Source organism: Edaphobacter sp., from assembly GCF_035763405.1.
In the GTDB taxonomy this organism is placed as follows: Bacteria; Acidobacteriota; Terriglobia; order Terriglobales; family Acidobacteriaceae; genus Edaphobacter.
The window spans coordinates 1-19,871 of sequence record NZ_DASUBE010000045.1 but is presented as its reverse complement, the minus strand read 5'-3'; the positions used below and the strand labels follow the sequence as shown (position 1 = coordinate 19,871).

General features: G+C 61.7%; 16 protein-coding genes. 9 read left to right on the top strand and 7 right to left on the bottom strand.

Annotation, left to right across the window (positions count from 1 at the left end):
• Positions 1-16 precede the first annotated feature (16 nt).
• The 6 genes from VFU66_RS04070 to VFU66_RS04045 all read left to right on the top strand — a co-directional run bounded on the left by VFU66_RS04070 (position 17) and on the right by VFU66_RS04045 (position 8,374).
• Positions 17-1,765 (top strand): hypothetical protein, encoded by a 1,749-nt coding sequence (locus VFU66_RS04070; protein WP_326444958.1) that lies wholly within the window; start codon positions 17-19, stop codon positions 1,763-1,765.
• A gap of 202 nt (positions 1,766-1,967) precedes the next feature.
• Positions 1,968-3,365: a glucuronate isomerase gene (gene uxaC, locus VFU66_RS04065; protein ID WP_326444957.1), complete on the top strand. Its 1,398-nt coding sequence runs from the start codon at positions 1,968-1,970 to the stop codon at positions 3,363-3,365.
• Between the two features lie 107 nt (positions 3,366-3,472).
• Positions 3,473-4,750 carry a nickel-dependent putative hexonate epimerase gene (locus tag VFU66_RS04060; protein ID WP_326444956.1) on the top strand — a complete coding sequence of 426 codons (1,278 nt, stop codon included), beginning with the start codon at positions 3,473-3,475 and terminating at the stop codon, positions 4,748-4,750.
• Positions 4,751-4,964: 214 nt separating this feature from the next.
• Positions 4,965-6,227 (top strand): tagaturonate epimerase family protein, encoded by a 1,263-nt coding sequence (locus VFU66_RS04055; protein ID WP_326444955.1) that lies wholly within the window; start codon positions 4,965-4,967, stop codon positions 6,225-6,227.
• 132 nt (positions 6,228-6,359) lie between these two features.
• Positions 6,360-7,442, top strand: coding sequence for a PfkB family carbohydrate kinase (locus VFU66_RS04050; protein ID WP_326444954.1), 1,083 nt, complete (start codon positions 6,360-6,362; stop codon positions 7,440-7,442).
• Positions 7,443-7,597: 155 nt separating this feature from the next.
• Complete coding sequence (locus VFU66_RS04045; RefSeq protein ID WP_326444953.1) at positions 7,598-8,374, top strand: SDR family NAD(P)-dependent oxidoreductase; 777 nt, start codon at positions 7,598-7,600, stop codon at positions 8,372-8,374.
• An 84-nt stretch (positions 8,375-8,458) separates the two neighbouring features.
• On the opposite strand, the gene VFU66_RS04040 is transcribed toward VFU66_RS04045, so the two are convergent.
• From VFU66_RS04040 to VFU66_RS04015, 6 genes are all read right to left on the bottom strand, one after another.
• Entirely contained in the window at positions 8,459-9,190 is a 732-nt protein-coding gene (locus tag VFU66_RS04040) for a response regulator transcription factor (RefSeq protein ID WP_326444952.1), read from the bottom strand.
• 17 nt (positions 9,191-9,207) lie between these two features.
• Positions 9,208-9,882: a MarC family protein gene (locus tag VFU66_RS04035; RefSeq protein ID WP_326444951.1), complete on the bottom strand. Its 675-nt coding sequence runs from the start codon at positions 9,880-9,882 to the stop codon at positions 9,208-9,210.
• A gap of 226 nt (positions 9,883-10,108) precedes the next feature.
• Positions 10,109-11,035, bottom strand: a complete 927-nt coding sequence (locus VFU66_RS04030) for a sensor histidine kinase (protein ID WP_326444950.1) — start codon at positions 11,033-11,035, stop codon at positions 10,109-10,111.
• Positions 11,036-11,140: 105 nt separating this feature from the next.
• Positions 11,141-12,094, bottom strand: a complete 954-nt coding sequence (locus VFU66_RS04025) for a DUF3011 domain-containing protein (protein ID WP_326444949.1) — start codon at positions 12,092-12,094, stop codon at positions 11,141-11,143.
• A 211-nt stretch (positions 12,095-12,305) separates the two neighbouring features.
• A complete protein-coding gene (locus tag VFU66_RS04020; protein WP_326444948.1) occupies positions 12,306-12,812 on the bottom strand; it encodes a DUF3011 domain-containing protein in 507 nt (168 codons plus the stop codon).
• A 175-nt stretch (positions 12,813-12,987) separates the two neighbouring features.
• Complete coding sequence (locus VFU66_RS04015) at positions 12,988-13,986, bottom strand: acyl-CoA desaturase (protein WP_414649371.1); 999 nt, start codon at positions 13,984-13,986, stop codon at positions 12,988-12,990.
• A gap of 142 nt (positions 13,987-14,128) precedes the next feature.
• On the opposite strand from VFU66_RS04015, the gene VFU66_RS04010 reads away from it, so the two are divergent.
• Positions 14,129-16,930: a bifunctional YncE family protein/alkaline phosphatase family protein gene (locus tag VFU66_RS04010; RefSeq protein ID WP_326444947.1), complete on the top strand. Its 2,802-nt coding sequence runs from the start codon at positions 14,129-14,131 to the stop codon at positions 16,928-16,930.
• Positions 16,920-17,834 carry a type I phosphomannose isomerase catalytic subunit gene (locus VFU66_RS04005; RefSeq protein WP_326444946.1) on the top strand — a complete coding sequence of 305 codons (915 nt, stop codon included), beginning with the start codon at positions 16,920-16,922 and terminating at the stop codon, positions 17,832-17,834. Before VFU66_RS04010 ends, VFU66_RS04005 begins: the two co-directional genes overlap by 11 nt.
• Here VFU66_RS04005 and VFU66_RS04000 read toward each other — a convergent pair.
• Entirely contained in the window at positions 17,831-18,715 is an 885-nt protein-coding gene (locus VFU66_RS04000; protein ID WP_326444945.1) for an IclR family transcriptional regulator domain-containing protein, read from the bottom strand. The two genes, VFU66_RS04005 and VFU66_RS04000, sit on opposite strands and share 4 nt — an antisense overlap.
• A gap of 249 nt (positions 18,716-18,964) precedes the next feature.
• Here VFU66_RS04000 and VFU66_RS03995 point away from each other — a divergent pair.
• A partial coding sequence (locus tag VFU66_RS03995) for a phosphoglucose isomerase-related protein (protein WP_524536959.1) occupies positions 18,965-19,871 on the top strand: 907 nt, incomplete at its 3' end.

Genomic DNA, 19,871 nt, shown 5'->3' with positions numbered 1-19,871 from the left:
GCAATTACGAGCAGCTATGGCAGCGGTACTGGTGTTGAGCACCGTTTCGTTGCAGGCGCAGAGCACGACGACGCATAGCAAGAAGACGGTCAAGAAGACGACGAGCGCAACCGAGCAGGAGATTCAAGACCTGCGCGGGATGCTGGAGAAGCAGCAGTCGCAGATTGACGCGCTGAAGCAGGAGAATGCGGAGAAGGACGAGAAGCTGCATGAGGCGCAGCAGTCGGCCCAGGGGGCTGAAGCGGCGGCTCAGGCAGCCACGGCGAAGGCAGAGACGGCGAGCTCGAGCGTGACGGCGAATACGGAGGCGGTTTCGTCGCTGAGCAACGAAGTGTCCGGCCTGAAGACGGCGCATGCAGGATTGGAGACGTCGGTTGCCGAGACGAAGAAGCAGGTTGCGGCGGCGGTGGATTCGCCGGCAACGCTTCGCTACAAGGGCGTCACGATTACGCCGGTTGCCTTCTTTGCGGCGGAGTCGGTGTGGCGGCAGCGTGCGATCAATTCGGATGTCAATACTCCGTTTACCAGCACGCCCTTCGCCAATGCGGGCAATGCGCATGTGAGCGAGTTGAATTTCTCCGGACGGCAGAGCCGGGTGGGCGCCTTGTTCGAGGGGAAGACCGGTGCGCTGAAGTTGTCCGGATATGTCGAAGCCGACTTTCTTTCGAGCGGCACAACGAGCAATAACAATCAGAGCAACAGCTACACGCTGAGACAGCGGCAGATCTGGGGTCAGGCGGCGCGGGGTGGCTTTGCCGTGACCGGCGGGCAGATGTGGTCGCTGGTGACGGAGACGAAGAAGGGTACGGACAATCGCACGGAGAACCTGCCGATGACGATTGATGCGCAGTACCACGTCGGTTTTAGCTGGATGCGCGTGCCGGCGATTCGTTTCCAGGAGAAGGTGGGGGCGATGACGACGGTGGCGATGTCGCTGGAGAACGGCCAGACGGTCGGGTTCAACAACGGCGGCTCGAATGGGCCGACGAATTACTTCTTCGGCGGGACGGGCAACAACGGCGGTTTGTACAACACGACGACGACGTACACGAATAATGTTGCTCCGGATGTGATTGTGAAGGCGGCGTTCGATCCGTCGTTCGGGCACTTTGAGGTGGGCGGAGTGGCGCGGTGGTTCCGCGATCGTTACTACCCGAACGCGACGGCGACTCCGGCTTCCTCGGCAGGCGCGGTGAACGATACGAAGACGGGCGGTGGAGTATTTGCCAACGCGCGCGTGAAGGCGACGAAGTTTGCCGATGTGGGCGTTCACTTCATGGGCGGCGATGGCGTGGGCCGGTATGGCACGTCGGGGTTGTCGGATGTGACCGTGCATCCGAATGGAACGCTGGAACCGCTGCGGGCGTATCAGGGGCTGTTCTCGGTGGAACTGCACCCGATGGCGAAGCTGGACCTGTTCGGCTACTACGGCGGCGAGTATGTGCAGCGGACGCTGTATGTGAATGCGAAGGGGCAGCAGGTGGGGTACGCTCCGCTGACGCAGAACAACACCGGGTGTTTTACGGAAGGGCTGCCGGGTGCGGGCGGGACTTCGCCGGCGGGTTCGTGCGGGGCGTTGACGCGCGGGGTCTTTGAGGCTACGGGCGGATTTACGTATCGCATCTACAACAATCCGAAGTTCGGGAAGCTCCAGTATCAGGTGCAGTACAGCTACCTGAACAAAAAGACGTGGACTGGGGTGGGAGGCGCTCCCAAGGCGGATAACAATATGGTGTTTACGAGCATGCGGTACTACATTCCGTAGGGTGCACGCCGTTGAACACTGAAAGGCAAACGCAGATCCTCCCGTGCGCGGAAGGATGACAACTAAGAAAGAGGGGCACCCTTCGGGGTGCTTTTCTTTTGCGGAAAAGGTATTGCTCATGGTGCGAACAAATTTGGTAGGCTTTGTAGTGCTGGTGGATTTCGTGGTGAGATGGTAGTACCACTTTTGAGGAGCGATACGAATGCTGAATGAGAACAGGCTGTTTCCTGCGGATGGCGCGGCGCGAGCGGTAGCGGTGAAGTTGTATGACGCGATTCGGGACCTGCCGATCATCTCGCCGCATGGACACTGCGATCCGCGATGGTTTGCGGAGAACGGCGCATTTCCGAATCCGACGGCGTTGTTCATTCAGCCCGACCACTATATCTTCCGGATGCTGTATTCGCAGGGCGTCTCGCTGGAATCGCTGGGGATTCCGCAGGTGGATGGGAAGCAGTCGGCTGACCCCCGCGAGGTGTGGCGGATCTTTGCGAAGCACTACTATCTGTTTCGCGGCACGCCTACGCGGTTGTGGATCGATTATGCGTTCGAGAAGCAGTTTGGGCTGAAGAAGCGGCTGGGGCCGGAGAATGCGGACGAGTATTACGACCTGATTGCGAAGAGGCTGGAGACGCCGGAGTTTCGGCCTCGGGCGCTGTTTGAGTCGTTCAACATTGAGGTGCTGACGACGACCGATACGCCGCTGGATACGCTGGAGTATCACAAGGCGATGCGGGCTTCGGGATGGAAGGGCAGGGTGCTGCCGACGTTCCGGCCCGACTCCGTGATTGACGCTGAGTATGCGGGGTTTCTTCAGAACATCCAGAAGCTGGGTGAGGTCTCCGGCGAGGATGTGGGGACGTACAAGGGTTATCTGAATGCGCTGAGAAACAGGCGAGCCTTCTTTAAGTCGATGGGCGCGACGGCGACTGACCACGGACATCTGACGGCGCAGACGGCGGACCTTTCCGGGCAGGAGGCTTCGGCGTTGTATGGGCGGATTCTGACTGGGCGCGCGGACGCGAAGGACATCGAGCTGTTCCAGGCGCAGATGCTGACGGAGATGGCCGGGATGAGCGTGGAGGATGGGCTGACGATGCAGCTTCATCCGGGGTCGGTGCGGAACCACAACCAGAAGCTGTATGAGAAGTTCGGGCGCGATAAGGGCGCGGACATTCCTGCTCCGACGGAGTATGTGCGCGGGCTGCGGCCGCTGCTGAACAAGTACGGGAACGACTCGCGGCTGACATTCATTTTGTTCACGCTGGATGAGACGACGTACTCGCGCGAGCTGGCTCCGCTGGCCGGGCACTATCCGGCGCTGCGGCTGGGGCCGCCGTGGTGGTTCCATGATTCGCCCGAAGGGATGATGCGCTTTCGTGAGCAGGCGACCGAGACGGCAGGGTTCTACAACACGGTTGGGTTCAATGACGATACGCGGGCGTTTCTTTCGATTCCGGCGCGACATGATGTGGCGCGGCGGATCGACTGCGCGTTTCTGGGACGGCTGGTGGCCGAGCATCGGCTGGATGACGATGAGGCGTTTGAAGTGGCTCGTCAGTTGACTGTGGATTTGGTGAAGAAGGCGTACAAGTTGTGAGTTGACGAGGTTAAGTGGATTGTCCGGGTGAGAACCGCAGGTCCTTCGACTCCGGCGGCAAAAGCGCCGCCTGCGCTCAGGATGGCAATTCAATCGATGGGGGTTTTATGAGTTTGTTTTTTGGTGCGGGATCGCCGACGACGGAGATGTCTTTGGCTGAGGTGCGGGCCAATCTGTTTTCCGCGCTGGATAAGCTGGGTGCGCGCAAGAAGGTGCTGGCGGTGCCGCCGGACTTTACGCGGATGCACTCGCAGAGCGGCGTGCTGACGGAGATGGCGTGGCAGTACTACGGCGATAAGCTGGCCGACGTGTTGCCCGCGTTGGGCACGCACAAGGCGATGACGGACGGTGAGATTGCGACCATGTTCGGCGCGACTCCGCGTGGCCTGTTTCGCGTGCATGACTGGCGGAACGATGTGGTGACGCTGGGCGAGGTGCCGGGCAGCTTTCTGTATGACGTGAGCGAAGGCAAGGTGGATTACCCGTGGCCTGCGCAGGTGAACAGGCTGCTGCGGGACGGCGGGCACGATTTAATTTTGTCGATTGGGCAGGTGGTGCCGCATGAAGTGATCGGCATGGCCAATTACAACAAGAACATCTTTGTAGGGACGGGCGGGTCGATTGGGATCCATCGCAGCCACTTCCTGGGCGCGGTGTATGGCATGGAGCGCATGATGGGACGCGCGGATACTCCGGTGCGGCGCGTGTTGAATTATGCGAGCGAGCACTTCGCCAAGAACATGCCGCCGATTGTGTATGTGCAGACGGTGGTGGGGAAGAATGCTGCCGGCGACCTGGTGATTCGCGGGCTCTACATCGGCGACGATGCCGAGTGTTTTGAACTGGCGGCGGCGCTGAGTCTGAAGGTGAACTTTCAGATGATGGACCGCGAGATCAAGAAGGCTGTGGTGTTTTTGGATCCGCATGAGTTCAGGAGCACGTGGCTGGGGAACAAGTCGGTGTATCGCACGCGGATGGCGCTGGCGGACCATGCGGAGCTGATTGTGCTGGCTCCGGGAGTGCATGAGTTTGGCGAGGACGCGGCGATTGACAAGCTGATTCGCAAGTATGGGTATTGCGGCACGCCGAGGACGCTGGAGTTGGTGAAGGAAGACCCGGCGCTGGCGGGGAACCTGAGCGCGGCGGCACATTTGATTCATGGATCGAGCGAGGGTCGGTTCACGATTCGGTATTGTCCCGGGCACCTGACGCGGGAGGAGATTGAAGGCGTGCATTTTGCGTATGGGGATTTGAAGGAGTACTCGGCGAAGTACGATGTGACGAAGCTGAAGGATGGTTGGAATGTGGTGGATGGCGAGGAGATTTTTTATATCTCGAACCCGGGGCTGGGGCTCTGGGCGTATGAGGGAAGGTTTAAGGATTGAAGGTTTTTGTTGACATGAGGACTCCGTCGAGGCAGGAGAAGCAGATTCCTCCGCTTCGCTGCGGAATGGAAATACAAAAGCTGCTGGATGGAAATGCACAAAGCTGCGGAGTCGAAATGAGAATTTGCGAACCGGGTGGCTTTGCCGGTATGCTAAGGGAGCTTGAAATTGGTTAGACCAATTTAGCTTGAACTCGATGGGAAAAGGTGTAGTGATGAGTGAGGGATTGAGGCTTCCGAAGTTTTCTTTGGGTGTGGGGGACAGGTTTGCGCATCAGGCGAAGGCGCAGTTGGCGGCGTGTGTGATGGCGTCGGATGCCGGAGTTGAAGTGGTTCCGGTGTGGAACAAGTCGAACAGGGAACATACGATTATTGGCTCGGAGCCGAGCCAGACGCGGATTGAGGCGGATGCCGCGGTGAAGGCGTTGAAGTGGACGAAGCCTTATTTTCTGGACGCGGACCACATCAATTTGAAGACGGTGGAGCGGTTTCTGGCTCCGTGTGATTTTTTCACGCTGGACGTGGCGGAGATGATTGGCAAGCCGGCTGATCCGAAGAACGTGGCGGCGTTTGTGGCGCAGCATCCGGAGCTGGTGGGTACAGTGACGATTCCGCATATCGAGAAGCCGTTCAAGACGGATGCGGCGTTTGTGACGGGTGTGGCGAATCAGTTTCTGGCGGCGGTGGAGGATGCGGGCCGCATCTACAGGCACCTGGTGGAGAAGAAGGGCGCGGGGAATTTTATTGCGGAGGTCTCGATGGACGAGACGGACGCGCCGCAGACGCCGGTGGAGCTGCTGATTATTCTGGCGGCGATTGCCGATGAGAAGATTCCGATCCAGACGATTGCGCCGAAGTTCACCGGGCGCTTCAACAAGGGTGTGGACTATGTGGGCGACGTGGCGCAGTTTACGCGCGAGTTCAACGAAGACCTGGCGACGATTGCGTTTGCGGTGAAGACATACGGGCTGCCAGCGAATTTGAAGCTAAGCGTGCATTCGGGGTCCGACAAGTTTTCGATCTATAAGGCGATTCACGACGGTGTGAAGAAGTTTGATGCGGGCGTGCACGTGAAGACGGCGGGCACGACGTGGCTGGAGGAGTTGATTGGTCTGGCCGAGGCAGGCGGCGCGGGGCTGGAGATTGCCAAGGAGGTTTATGCCGAGGCGTATGCGCACGCCGAGGAGTTGTGCGCGCCATACGCGACGGTGATTGATATTGATCCTGCGAAGCTGCCGAAGCCCGAGGTGGTGAATGGCTGGACCAGCGAGCAGTACACGTCGGCGCTGAGGCATGATCAGTCGAATAAGGCGTATAACCAGAGCTTCCGGCAGTTGCTGCATGTGGGCTTCAAAGTAGCTGCGAAGATGGGCGACCGGTATCTGAAGGCGCTGGAGGCGAATGAGGCGGTCGTGGCGCGGAATGTGACGACGAATTTGTATGAGCGGCATATCAGGCCGGTGTTTCTGGGCCGGTAGAGAAAAGAGGATGCGGGGATTCTTCCCCGTTCGCTACGCTCAGGGTCAGAATGACAAATTCAAAGCAGCAGGGAACAGACTTTGGAGGAGTACACTCGATGCCTCGGGCATCGAAATTTTAGGAGGAATGTCGTGAGTCTTGGTTTTACCATCCCCGAAAAGGGGTCACTTGATTTGCTTTCACTGGGCGCAATGGTGCATCGGCTGGATCCGGGAATTATTCCGTTTCGCAAGGCGACGCGGTTTGATGTGCATGTGAGCGGCGGCGAGTTCAACGTTGCGGCAAACCTTTCGGATTGCTTCAAGCAGCGCACGGGCATTGCGACGGCGATGGTGAACTATCCGATTGGCGACCTGATTGCCGAGCGGGTGCGTGCGATGGGTGTGCGTCCGTTCTACAAGGAGTTTGCGCATGACGGCGTGCGCGGCCCGAATATGGCGACCGTGTACAGCGATCAGGGTCTGGGCGTGCGCGCTCCGGTGGTGTTTTACAACCGCTGCAACGAGGCCGCGGCGTTGATGAAGCCGGGCGACTTCGACTGGAAGGCGATCTTCGGTCAGGGAGTGCGGTGGTTCCATAGCGGCGGAATTTTTGCGTCGCTCTCGGAGACGACGGCGGAGCTGGCGATTGAGGCGATGAAGGCGGCGAAGGCGGCGGGAGCGATCTGCTCGTTCGACCTGAACTACCGCGAGAAGCTGTGGAAGCCGCAGGGCGGCATGAAGCGCGCGCACGAGGTGCTGGGCGCGATTGTGGAGAACGTGGACGTGCTGGTGGGCAACGAAGAGGACCTGCAGAAGGGACTTGGAGTGGCCGGGCCGGAGGTTACGGCGAAGTCGAAGCTGGACACGAGCGTGTTTCTGGGCATGATTGAGAACGTAGTGAAGAAGTTTCCGAAGGTGAAGGTGGTGGCGACGACGCTGCGCGAGGTGCACACGACGAACCATCACACATGGAGCGCAGTGGCGTGGGTGAACGGCAAGGCGGTGTCTGCGCCGACCTGCGAGCTGGATGTGCTGGACCGCGTAGGCGGCGGCGACGGTTTTGCGGCCGGGTTCATCTACGGACTGCTGAGCGGCGCTGATCCGGAAGAGGCGATCAGGCTGGGCTGGGCGCATGGCGCGTTGATGACGACGTTCCCGGGCGACACGACGATGGCGACGCTGGACCAGGTGAAGGCGTTTGCCAGCGGTGGATCGGCGCGGATTCAGCGATAGTCAGGGCGAGCGCGTCGATGACGGCATCGGCGCGCTCGCTGATTTGGTTTTGACGTGCGCCGGGTTGTATTTTGGATGAAGCGAAATGGTTGATGCAGCGGTTGAACGAAGCCGAAGCCGTAACAACGATTTCAGGAAGAAAAGAGGACGATTGAATGGGGCATCCGTTGTTTGATCTGAGCGGGAAGTCGGCTGTGGTGGTGGGGGGAACGTCGGGAATTGGCCTGGCCATGGCGATTGGACTGGCGGAGGCCGGCGCGGATGTAGTTGCCACTTCACGCCGGGTCGAGCAGGTGGACGAGGCTGCGAAGGCGATTGAAGCCAAGGGGCGCAGGTCGCTGAGGCTGACTTCGGATGTGGGGGACCGCGCGAGCCTACAGGCGCTGCTCGATGGAGTGCTCAAGGCATTTGGAAAGGTCGATATTCTGATCAACTGTGCGGGCAAGATTAAGCGCGAGCCCACACTGACGGTGCCGGAAGAGACCTGGAACGACATTATGAACACGAACGTAACCGGGACGCTGCGCGCCTGCCAGATCTTCGGCAAGCATATGCTGGAGCGCGGGTATGGGCGCATCATCAACATCGCGTCGCTGAATACGTTTGTGAGTTTGAAGGAAGTGACGGCTTATGCGGCGAGCAAGGCTGCGGTTGGCGCGTTGACGAAGTCGCTGGCAGTGGAGTGGAGTTCGCAGGGCGTGACGGTGAATGCGATTGCTCCGGGCGTGTTTCGCACTGCGCTGAACCAGAAGCTGCTGGACGAGAGCGATCGCGGCAAGGAGCTGCTGATGCGCACGCCGATGGGGCGGTTCGGCAAGACTGAGGAGCTGATTGGGTCGGCAATCTTTCTGGCGAGCGATGCTTCGGCGTTTGTGACGGGGGAGATTCTGGTGGTCGATGGAGGATTTCTGGCCAGCGGTGTGAACCAGTAGACGGGTGGCCCGGAGAGCCTCTGACGCAGATTCGCTTCGGGAATGACAACAACAGATGGGACTGCCCCGGGAGTGACGCTCTCCCTACGGGTTGGGCAGGAATCGGTAGCCGACGCCGCGCACGGTGATGAGATGCTGCGGGTGGGCGGGGTCGTCTTCGATATAGCGGCGCAGGCGGACGATGAAGTTGTCGATCGCGCGTGTATCGGTGTCTTCATGGACGCGCCATACCTGTTCGAGGATGTCCTTGCGTGAGACGATCTGGCCGGCGTGCTGCGTCAGATGGCGGAGCAGGTCGGCCTCCATCACGGTCAGGTGAGTTATGCGATTGGGTGCGACCAGCTCCAGCGCGTCGAAGCGGATGGTGCGGTGGTTGAAGCTGTACTCATCGGGCGGCGCGGCCTGCTCGGCGGCGGGCGATGCGGCGCTCTGCCATGCGGTGCGTCGCAGCAGCGACTTGAGGCGAACGAGCAGGATGCTGAGCTCGAATGGCTTGGGGAGATAGTCGTCGGCACCGGCCTCGATGCCTTCAAGAATGTCTTCCGGGCGGCTGCGCGCGGTCAGCATCAGGACGGGCGTAAAACGTCCCGCCTCGCGCAGGCTGCGGACGATGGTGAAGCCGTCGGCTCCGGGCAGCATGCAGTCGAGCACAACGGCGGCGACGGGTTCGTCCGGGTCGAGAAGGTAGGCCAGCGCGGCGTCGCCGTCGGCCTCGTGGTGCGTGCGGTAGCCTTCGGCCTGAAGATTGAAGATCAGCCCCTGGGCGAGGTGGTCTTCATCTTCGACAACGGCGATAAGCGGCGCGGTGTTTTCCATGAGCGGCTGATTTGATTTTAGCGGTGCAGCACGCTGGTGAGCAGAGGGACGAGGCCGTTCCAGGCAATCTGCACTCCGATGCAGAGCAGGATAAAGGAGAAGACCCGCAGGATGCCTTGCGCGGTCGAAGGCGAGATGACCCGTACCAGACGCGGCGCGTAGGCGTAGCAGAAGTAGACGGTCGAGCTGAGCAGCAGGACGGCGAGAAGAAGTCCGACGTGAGCGAAGACCGAGGGAATGGTCTTCTGCGGAATGCGCGCGCTGAGCGTCAGCATGACGACGATGCAGCCCGGACCGGCGGTGATGGGAAAGGTGAATGGGTAAAAGGTCTTCTGCAGCAGCGTGCCTTCGACGTCGCGCGCCTGCGCCTGTTCGGCGGCCTGGCGTTTTTCCGTGCTCGGCGCTGGGTCCTGCTGGTTGAGCATCGTCCACCCAATGGCCGCGATGACGAAGCCGCCGGAGAGCTGCACGATGGGAAGCGAGATGCCGAAGAAGTTGAGCACCGCCGAGCCGACGAGATCGACGACGGCGAAGAAGAGCACGGTGTTAATGGCGATGCGGCGGGCCAGCGAACGGTACACCGTCACCGGAGCCGAGCCGACCAGGCCCATGAAGATGATCGCCGAGCCGAGTGGGTTGACCATCGGCAGCAGGGCGCTAAAGGCGAGGGCGAAGTATTTCCAGATCTGCATGAGCGGGTTTGTGTTCTGTTGGAAGATTGTACTTTGGATGAAGCGTGGTGATGGGGCAGAAAACAGCAGATTCCTTCCCCTTCGACTTCGCTCGGGGTGCGGATTGGGAATACAAAAAGACTGCGGATTGGGAATACAAAAAGACTGCGGAATGGGAATGCAAAAGGCTGTGGAGTGGGAATGCAAAAGAGCGCGGGATGGAAATTTAAAGACTGGCGTATGGGTTCTATAGCGCGGATTGGGTGGTTGGATTGGCGCGGGGCAGCGTGAGGGTGACGGTAGTGCCTTGATTGTGGCCGGGGCTTTCGGCGGTCACGGTGCCTCCGTGCTGGCGTGCGATGGTACGGACGAGAAAGAGTCCGAGGCCGGTTCCTTTAATCTTGGAGGTGGAACGCTCGGGCACGCGGTAGAAGCGTTTGAAGATGCGCTTGAACTGGTCGGGCGCGAGGCCGACGCCGGTGTCGCGGATGGTGAGCGTGACCCGCGTGTAACTTTCGATGGCGAGCGAGCAGCGCACGTGGACGCCTTCGGGTGAGTATTTGACCGCGTTGTCGAGCAGGTTCAGCACCGCCGTGCGCAGGTCTTCGGCGATGCCCAGCGTGAAGAGGCGGACGTCGCCGGGTGTGGGATCGAGCACGATGCTCTCCGGCGGCAGGTGGTAGCGCTGGAGCGTGACGGCGATGCAGTCCGTGACGAGTGATTCGAGGTCGAGCGCGGCGCGGTTCTGCTGGCGGTGGCGCTGGCCAAGCGGGCCGGCCTTGAGCACCTGCTCGACGGTGGCGAGCAGGCGGTCGGAGTCGGCGAGCATGACTTTGTAGAACTCCTGCCGCTGCGGCTCGTCAAGCGGGCGGCGCTGTAGCGTTTCGAGATACAGCCGGATGCTGGCGATGGGCGTCTTCAGTTCGTGCGTGACCGCGTTCAGGAAGGTGTCCTGTCGCTCGTTGCGGTTGATCTCGCGCACCAGAAAGACGGTGTTGAGGACCACGCCCGCGATGAGCGCGGCGAAGAGAAGAATCCCCAGCACAATGAACCAGACCGTGCGCTCGCTGGTGACGACGATCCAGCCGACGTCGAGCGTGACGGCGAGGCCGACAAGCAGGACGCCGAGCGTGATGAAAAAAGCTATCGCTCCGCGCCGCCGGGTGATGTTCATGGTCTGGGAGCAGTATAGCGGCATCGGCTGAAGCCGCAGACAGCGGCCGCCACCCGAGCCTGTCCGGTGGCGGCCGTTATGCTGTGCTCATCTGATGTGGGCTCGTCAGCGGGTGCGGAATTCGGCGCGGCAGCCGCGATCGACCCAGATGCCGCGGTTATCGTAGCCCCAGGTCTGTCCCTGAATGCAGGCGGAGCCGCTGATCTGGCGCGTCATCTGCACACCGCCGCTGATGTTGGCGTTGCAGTAGTGGCGGTTGCCGTCGTCGGACGAGCAGGTCAGCGTCTGGCCGCGACCGTTATTGACCCCGGTGAGCGTGTTGACGATGAATTCGGCGCGGCAGCCGCGATCGACCCAGATGCCGCGACGGTCATGTCCCCAGGTCTGTCCCTCGACGCAGGGAGTGCCGCTGATCTGGCGGCCGAGCTGCACCCGTCCTCGCAGAGCGCCGCCGCAGTAGTGGCGCTTGCCGTCGTCGGACGAGCACGAAACGATCTGTCCCTGACCCTGCCCGTAACCCTGCCCGTAACCCTGTCCATAGCCTTGCCCGTAGCCATTGCCGTAGCCGTTGACCATGAATTCGGCGCGGCAGCCGCGATCGACCCAGACGCCTCGGCTGTCGTAGCCCCAGGTCTGTCCCTGAATGCAGGCTGTGCCGCTGATCTGGCGTGTCAGCTGCACGCCGCCGCCGGTGTTGGCGTTGCAGTAGTGGCGATTGCCATCGTCAGAGGAGCAGGTGAGCGTCTGGCCCTGAGCTTGTCCGTAGCCGTATCCGCCAGAGGTAAACTCGGCGCGGCAGCCACGATCGACCCAGACGCCGCGGCTGTCATAGCCCCAGGTCTGTCCCTGAATGCAGGCTGTGCCGCTGATCTGGCGCGTCAACTGTACGCCGCCGCGCGCGTCGATCTTGCAGTAGTGCCGGCCGCCATCGTCGGAGGAGCAGGTGACGGTCCGGGCTTGCTGGCCGTATCCGTTGTTGTACTGTGGCGGTGCGGCAAAGGCTGCGGAGCTGAGAAGAAGTGTTGCGGCAAACAGCAGAACATTTCGTAGAGATGTCATAGTGCCTCGTTCAAGACGGAATTTGTCGCGTGTGAAATGAAGCCGCGCTGCGGGATGGCAGATTGCAGATGCTCGGCGGAAACCTGCGTGGCCCCGGGGAAGGAGAATATCCCCGAAGCCACGGCTTGTCGAGTGGGATGCCGGCGGCGGCACAAAAGGAAGCCCGGTCACACAACCGGGCTGACGAGAGAGCAAGCCGCAAGGGCAGATGTTATCGGACCCGGAATTCGGCGCGGCAACCGCGATCGACCCACAGACCCTGGCGGTCGAGCCCCCAGGTTCTGCCGCGAACGCAGGGCGAGCCGCTGATCTGCCGGCTCAGCCGCACGTCGGCGCGCGGCGGCACCGGGCACCAGTTGCGGCGTCCGTCGTTGGACGAGCAGGTGACGATGCGGACGGGCGGCGCCGGGCGCAACAGGACGAACTCCGCGCGACATCCGCGATCGACCCAGACGGCATTGCGGTTGTAGCCCCAGGTGCGGCCTTGTATGCAGGCGGAGCCGCTGATCTGGCGGAAGAGTTGCACTCCGCCGCGCGTGTCGGCGTTGCAGAATTTGCGGCGGCCATCGTTGGACGAACAGACAATGCGCGAACCGGCGGGAGCCTGGCCCGGCCCATAACCCGCCTGAACTGCCGTGGACGGCAGCGGAGAAGCGAAGGCAGCCGTCGTCAGTATGGCTGCGGCAAACAACAGGAGAAGTTGCGATAAACGTCTCATCGTATCCCTTTCATCAGCAATTTTTGTAGCAGGAACCGCGGGTTCGGCCACCGAAGAGACTCCGGCAAACAGGCCTCGTCGAATGAGATGCGGTCTTTAAGGGCAATGCATTGTTTAAATACAGAAGGCGCAGAGCGAATGCCCTGCGCCTTCCGATTGCTGGTGTGATCGCAGCTTAGATGCCGGAGGGTTTGGGGTTCTTGGGGTCGAACTTGGCGATCTGAATCTTTTCCGCGAGGCCGAGCTTCGAGAGCAGCCAGATGCCGTAGTAGTTGGGGTCGAACTCGTACCAGGCCAGACCGTGGCGGGCGCTGACGGGGTGGGCGTGGTGGTTGTTGTGCCAGCCTTCGCCGCCGGTCAGGATGGCGACCCACCAGTTATTGCGCGAGTCGTCCTTGGTCTCGAAGCGGCGCTTGCCCCACAGGTGCGTGGCGGAGTTCACCAGCCATGTCGCGTGCAGGCCGACCGTGACGCGGAGGAAGGTGGCCCATAGAACCATGCCGAGTCCGCCGACGATGCGATGGCCGGGGCCTGCGAGCGCCGCGCCGAGCGCGATCTGCATGAGGCCGGTGACGACCAGCGGGAGATAGTGATATTTGCTGAGCCAGACGTGAACGCGGTCGCGCGTCAGGTCGGGAGCATAGCGGCCCAGCAGCGCCGTCTCCGAGTGCAGTGCGCGGCCGGAGATGATCCATCCGGCGTGCGCCCACCATGTGCCGTCGTGTGGCGTGTGCGGGTCGCCTTCGTGGTCGGAGTTCTGGTGATGCACGCGATGCGTGGCCACCCAGAAGATGGGCCCTCCCTCAAGCGCGAGGCAGCCGCAGGCGGTGATAAAGTACTCGACCCACTTCGGCGTCTTGTAGCCGCGATGCGTCAGCAGCCGGTGATACGCCATGCCGATGCCCACGTTGATGGCGAAGATGTACATGATGACCGCGGCGGCGACGTTCGTCCACGAAAAGAAGAACAGCGCGGTGAAGGCCAGCACGTGGAAGATACCCATGGCGATGGCCGTAATCCAGTTGATGCGGCCTTCCTGGTGCTCGCGGCCCATGCGGAGGTCCTGCTTAATCTTGCGCGTGGTCTCGTCTGCGGTGGAGCGCGATGCGGTGCGGATGGGAGAGGGCTGTGCCGGTGCCGCAATTTCTTCGGGGCTGATCAGGGAGGGGCTCATATCCGTTATCGGTTTCCTTTGAACCTACAGTTTCCACATTAACAGGGGCGGCGACGACGCGGTGTAAGACTTTTGTAATGCCAGAAACATGCGGGAGTTGTATGGTGGACGGATGACACGAACGGGTCAGTTACTGGTAACTATGGCGGTTTTGATGGGGTCGATGGCGGCCACGGGACAAACGATCGATCTGCCGACGGGCAAGGAGATCATCGGTCAGGTACCCGGCAACCCGCAACGACTCAATAGCCTTCCGATGTCGATGGCGGTCTCGCCCGACGGGCGCTACGTGGTGACGGTGAACGCGGGCTACGGCACGTTCGAGTCGAACTACATGCAGTCGCTCGCTGTGATGGATACCCACACAGGCGCGGTGACGGATTTTCCCGACGACCGGACCAATGTGGGTGCGAAGCAGACGCTCTACTCGGGGCTCGCCTTCAGCCGCGACGGTACGCATGTCTACGCGAGCATGGGCTCGACCACGGACCCGGAGGGCGATGGCGCAAAGCGCGTGGGCAACGGCGTGATCGTGTTTGGATTTGCCGACGGCAAGCTGACGCGCGAGGGCATGCTGAAGATCGGCCTGCAGCAGTTGGCCCCGGGACGCACGACGATGGAGGTCGGCGGCGTCAAAGGCGACAAGGGCGTGCCGTTTCCGGCGGCGATTGCGGTGGTGGGAAAGGCAGGCGCTGAGAAGCTGCTGGTGGCCGATAACCTTTCTGACGATGTGCTGTTGATGGATGCTGCGACGGGCAAGGTGGAGAAGCGGTTCGATCTGGCGGAGAGCAATACGGTGCCGGGTACCTATCCGGTGGCGCTTGCCGTCACGGCGGACGGATCGCGCGCGTTTGTGGCGTTATGGAACGCGAGCGAGGTGGTGGAGCTGGACCTGAAACGCCTTGTGGTGGGCAGGAAGCTCGCGCTGCTGAAGCCCAGAAGCCCGATTGCGCCGGGCACGCATCCCTGCGCGCTGGTCATCTCGCCCGATGGCCGGACGATGTATGTGGCGCTGGCCAACCGCGATGCGGTGGCTGCCGTGAATATCGGCGCGCGGCACTTTGCGGTCAAGGGATACTTCGACACGAGGCTGCCGGGCCAGAGCTACTTCGGCGCGGAGCCTGAGGCGCTGGCTCTCTCAGCCGATGGCTCGCGGCTATATGTGGCCAACGCAATTACTGACGCCGTCGCCGTGATGGACACGCGCAAGCTCACCGCAGGCGCGGTGAAAAAGGGCATGGTCGAGCCGATGGGCTTCATGCCCACCGAGTGGATGCCGATGTCGATGGCCTTCACGGGCGACAAGCTCTACGTCGCCACGGCCAAGGGCAAGGGCACAGGGCCGAACAACTTTCCCCCTCGTCAGGCGGGACCGACGACGAACTCGCATCTTCGGCGGAGATTCACCTACATTGCAACGCTGCTCTACGGATCGCTCGCGGCGGTGGACGCCTCGACGATCAACGAGAACCTCAGTGCATGGACGCAGGAGGTCGTCGAGTCGAACCGCATGAAAGCGGCAACCCAGACAATGGAGTTCGCGGGCGGAAAAAATCCGATCAAGCACGTCATTTACATCATCAAAGAAAACCGCACCTACGATCAGTTGTTCGGCGACCTCACGCAGAACGGCAAGCCCGTGGGCAACGGCGATTCGAGCCTGACGATGTACGGCGCCGACATTACGCCCAACCAGCACGCGCTGGCGTTGCAGTACGGCGTGCTCGACAACTTCTACGACTCGGGCGAGGTCTCGGGCGAGGGACACGTGTGGTCGAACGCCGCCATCGGCACCGACTATCTGGACAAGACCTGGCAGCAGAACTACCGCAGTGACCAGCGCACCTATGACTACGAAGGCATGGTCGCCGACGGCTATCCGATTGAGCAGCACATTCCCGACGTGAACGAACCTTCGAGCGGATACATGTGGGGCGACCTGGCCTCGCACGGCAAAACGCTCTTCCACTTCGCCGAGTACATCTCCTCCACCTTCTGCAACGAGAAGAACGCGACGCAGCATCTGAATCCGCAGCAGGGCGCGGCCTCGGGCAGGACTCAGGTCTGCGCGCGCAAGACCATCAAACCGGGCGAGGAGATTCCCGCTGCGTGGGGCGGCGGCGTCAGCAAGTGGCCGTGGGAGATCCCGCTGCTCGCGCGCAACGTGGCGACGAAGCCGGAGCTGGTGGGCCACTTCGCGCCGGAGTATCCGGACTTCAATCTCCACGTCCCTGACCAGATTCGCGTGGCCATCTTCCTGCGCTACTTCGACAAGTGGAAGAAAGACCGCGAGGCAGGCAGAGATACGATGCCCAACTTCGTGCTGCTGCGTCTGCCCGACGACCACACGGCGGGCACGACTCCGGGCGGCCCGACGCCGAAGTCGCTGGTTGCCGATAACGACCTCGCGATCGGCCGCGCGGTCGATGCCGTCTCGCACTCGCCCTACTGGGACGACACCGCGTTCTTCATTCTGGAAGACGACGCGCAGAACGGCGCCGACCACGTGGACGCGCATCGCAGCCTGGCGCTCGTCATCAGCAAATACGCACCGCGCGCCAAAGACGGCGGCGCGTTTGTAGACAACCGCTTTTACACGACAGTCTCGATGGTGCGCACCATGGAGATGGTGCTGGGCCTGCCGCCGATGAACAACAACGACGCCTTCACCAGCGTGATGTCGCCTGAGTTCAGCGGGTCCGGCGATCAGGCCCCGTTCACCGCGAGCTTCATCAACCGCGACAACGGGCTGATCTACACGGCGAATAAGAAGACCGCGCCGGGAGCGCAGGAGTCGGCGAAGATGGACTTTACGCACGCCGATCGCGCGCCTGCCGACAAGTTGAACGTTATCCTGTGGAAGGATGCGATGGGCGCGAAGCCGGTTCCGGCACAGTTGCTCGTGCATCATAAAAAAGCAAAAAAGGATGACGATGACGACTAGTGTTGCGCCGTTTCGGCTGAAGCCGTGGTTCAGTGAGAGAGTGTGGGGCAGGCAGGACCTGAGGCCGTGGTATTCCGAGACCGGAACAAAAGAGCTGGTGGGCGAGGCGTGGCTGACCGGGCCGCAGTGCATCATTGAAACCGGCGAGTTCAGCGGGCGCGAGTTCGCCTCGGTCGCCGCCCAGATCGGCGGCGAATTCCCGCTGCTGGTCAAGTTGCTTTTTCCGAACGAGAAGCTGTCGGTGCAGGTGCATCCCGACGACGCACAGGCCGCAGCGATGGGCGAGGTGCGCGGCAAGACCGAATGCTGGTACGTGCTTGAAGCCGAACCGGGCGCGTATGTTTCGCTCGGCCTCAAGGACGGCGTGGATGCGGCGAAGTTCCGCGCGGCGGTGGCCGACGGCACGGCGGAAGACCTGCTGCGGCAGGTGCCAGTGTCGGTCGGCGACATGCTGTTCGTGGACGCAGGTACGGTTCACGCGATTGGGCCCGGCTCGGTGCTGCTCGAAACGCAGCAGACCAGCGACGTGACGTACAGGCTCTACGACTACGGGCGTCCGCGCGAACTGCATCTGGAAAAGGGATTGGCCGTAATGAAGGCCCAGACGGCGGCCGGCAAGGTCTCGCCAAAGAAGATCGACGGATTCGTTCGCCTCATCGAGCAGAAGTATTTTTCAGTAGATCGCTTTGACCGCTTCGATGCTTCGACCGCAGGCAACATCCAGGTCGCCTTCGACGGCCCCGGCTGTCTGGTCGGGTTGTCGGGCACTTCGGTGGTGAAGACTTCCGGCGGCGAGGTCGAACTGACTACGGGACGTGCGGTGGTCGTGCCGAAGGGCACGGGCAGTGTCGCGGTTGCGGCGGGCGCGGGCGCAGCGTTTGTGCGCTGCATGGCCCCGGCTTAGCGAAGGAAGACGCTCAGCTCATTGGCCGCGTTGCGCAGGTGCGGCAGAAAGCGCGTCTGCATATCGAGCGCCGTCATGCGGTGCGCGTTGCCGCTCAGGTTGATCGTGGCGACAACGCGGCCCGACGGCGAGTAGACCGGCACGGCCAGCGAGCGCAGCCCAACCTCGTACTCCTGATCGCACAGCGCGTAGCCATTGCGGCGGATGTTGCGCAGCAGGAGGCGCAGCTTGTCGATGGAGTTGATGGTGCGCGTGGTGTAGGGCACCAGGTTGACGCGCGAAAGGTACTGCTCAAGCTGGTCGGTCGGCAGCCAGGCCAGCAGCACGCGGCCCATGCTGGTGCAGTATGCGGGCAGGCGGCTGCCGATGTGCAGGTCGACCGCCATGATGCGCGAGACGCTGGTGCGCGCGATGTAGACGATGTCTTCGCCGTCGAGCGTGGCCACCGAAAACGACTCGTGCAGCGCGGCGGACATGCGCTCCAGAATCGGCTGCGCTGCTCCCGAGAGCGTGTTCGAGGTGGTGTAGCTGTGCGAGAGCGTCAACATGCGCGGGCGCAGCGAGTAGCGCGTGCCGTCCTCAGCCCCGGCAAAGCCGAGCTTGGTCAGCGTGTACAGACAGCGGCGCACGGCTGCGCGCGAAAGGCCGGTCTTCACGCTGAGTTGCGAGATGGTCATCTGCGGCGACTGCTGTGTGAATGCCTGAATGACAACCAGCCCGCGCGCCAGCGAGGTCATAAAGTTCGGGTCGCCGGCAAAGGCGTCGAGCGCCGCCGCGGGCACGGCCTTTGCAGGTGCGGCCGCTGCGGCAACCGGAGATGACGGGACTGATGGCGCTGTGGGGGCAGGGGAGGGAGCGAGACGGCGTGAGGTGACGTTCATGCGTGGCCCTTTCCCGCTATCGGCCGGCAAACGTGTACGTTCGATAGACGGACTAGTATTACGATAAACGCACACACCGGAATTTTGCAAACGCGTGGACGCATCCGCGTCTTCTTCCGCTGTGAGAAGATACACGTCTGCAAGAATTTTTCTCTGCCCCAGACGGCGTTCGCATGGCCTCAGCGGGCATCTATAGAAATTAAAGAAGTGATCACAAAGAGAATTAAGGAAGAAGACCAAGGAGAAGAGATGGCAACAGGCACTGCACCGCTCAGCGAACGTCCTGCATGGAAGGCATTGGAGAACCACGCACAGCAGATGCGCGGCAAACATCTGCGCGAGCTATTCGCCGAGGACGCAGGACGCGGCGAGCGGATGACGGCAGAAGCAGCCGGGCTGTTTCTGGACTACTCAAAGAACCGTGTAACCGACGAGACGCTGAAGCTGCTTGTCGCATTGGCCGAGCAGTCCGGCATGCGTGCGAAGATCGAGGCGATGTTTCGCGGCGACAAGATCAACATCACGGAGAACCGCGCCGTTCTGCACGTGGCGCTGCGCGCGCCGAAGGACGAAAAAATCTTCGTCGATGGCGTGGACGTGGTGCCGGAAGTCCATGCGGTGCTCGACAAGATGGCGGCCTTCTCCGAGCGCGTGCGCAACGGCGAGTGGAAGGGCCACACCGGCAAGCGCATTCGCAACGTCGTCAACGTGGGCATTGGCGGGTCAGACCTTGGCCCGGTGATGGCGTATGAGGCTCTGAAGCACTATAGCCGCCGCGACATGACGTTCCGCTTCGTCTCGAACGTGGATGGCACCGACTTTGTGGAAGCCACGCGCGACCTGAACCCGGCGGAAACGATGTTCATCATTTCGTCGAAAACGTTCACCACGTTGGAAACGATGACTAACGCGCAATCTGCCCGCGCGTGGGTGCTGAACGCGCTGCACGACGACAAAGCCGTGGCGCGTCACTTCGTCGCCGTTTCCACCAACGCGGAAGAAGTGCAGAAGTTTGGCATCGACACCAACAACATGTTCGGCTTCTGGGACTGGGTCGGCGGGCGCTATTCGATGGATTCGGCCATCGGCCTTTCCACCATGTTGGCCATCGGACCCGAAAACTTCCAGCAGATGCTGGCTGGATTTCACACGATGG

Coding starts and splice junctions, on each gene's coding strand:
- VFU66_RS04070 (WP_326444958.1), top strand. CDS start 17: ATGGCAGCGGTACTGGTGTTGAGCACCGTTTCGTTGCAGGCGCAGAGC.
- uxaC (WP_326444957.1), top strand. CDS start 1,968: ATGCTGAATGAGAACAGGCTGTTTCCTGCGGATGGCGCGGCGCGAGCG.
- VFU66_RS04060 (WP_326444956.1), top strand. CDS start 3,473: ATGAGTTTGTTTTTTGGTGCGGGATCGCCGACGACGGAGATGTCTTTG.
- VFU66_RS04055 (WP_326444955.1), top strand. CDS start 4,965: ATGAGTGAGGGATTGAGGCTTCCGAAGTTTTCTTTGGGTGTGGGGGAC.
- VFU66_RS04045 (WP_326444953.1), top strand. CDS start 7,598: ATGGGGCATCCGTTGTTTGATCTGAGCGGGAAGTCGGCTGTGGTGGTG.
- VFU66_RS04040 (WP_326444952.1), bottom strand. CDS start 9,190: ATGGAAAACACCGCGCCGCTTATCGCCGTTGTCGAAGATGAAGACCAC.
- VFU66_RS04035 (WP_326444951.1), bottom strand. CDS start 9,882: ATGCAGATCTGGAAATACTTCGCCCTCGCCTTTAGCGCCCTGCTGCCG.
- VFU66_RS04030 (WP_326444950.1), bottom strand. CDS start 11,035: ATGAACATCACCCGGCGGCGCGGAGCGATAGCTTTTTTCATCACGCTC.
- VFU66_RS04025 (WP_326444949.1), bottom strand. CDS start 12,094: ATGACATCTCTACGAAATGTTCTGCTGTTTGCCGCAACACTTCTTCTC.
- VFU66_RS04020 (WP_326444948.1), bottom strand. CDS start 12,812: ATGAGACGTTTATCGCAACTTCTCCTGTTGTTTGCCGCAGCCATACTG.
- VFU66_RS04015 (WP_414649371.1), bottom strand. CDS start 13,986: ATGAGCCCCTCCCTGATCAGCCCCGAAGAAATTGCGGCACCGGCACAG.
- VFU66_RS04010 (WP_326444947.1), top strand. CDS start 14,129: ATGGCGGTTTTGATGGGGTCGATGGCGGCCACGGGACAAACGATCGAT.
- VFU66_RS04005 (WP_326444946.1), top strand. CDS start 16,920: ATGACGACTAGTGTTGCGCCGTTTCGGCTGAAGCCGTGGTTCAGTGAG.
- VFU66_RS04000 (WP_326444945.1), bottom strand. CDS start 18,715: ATGAACGTCACCTCACGCCGTCTCGCTCCCTCCCCTGCCCCCACAGCG.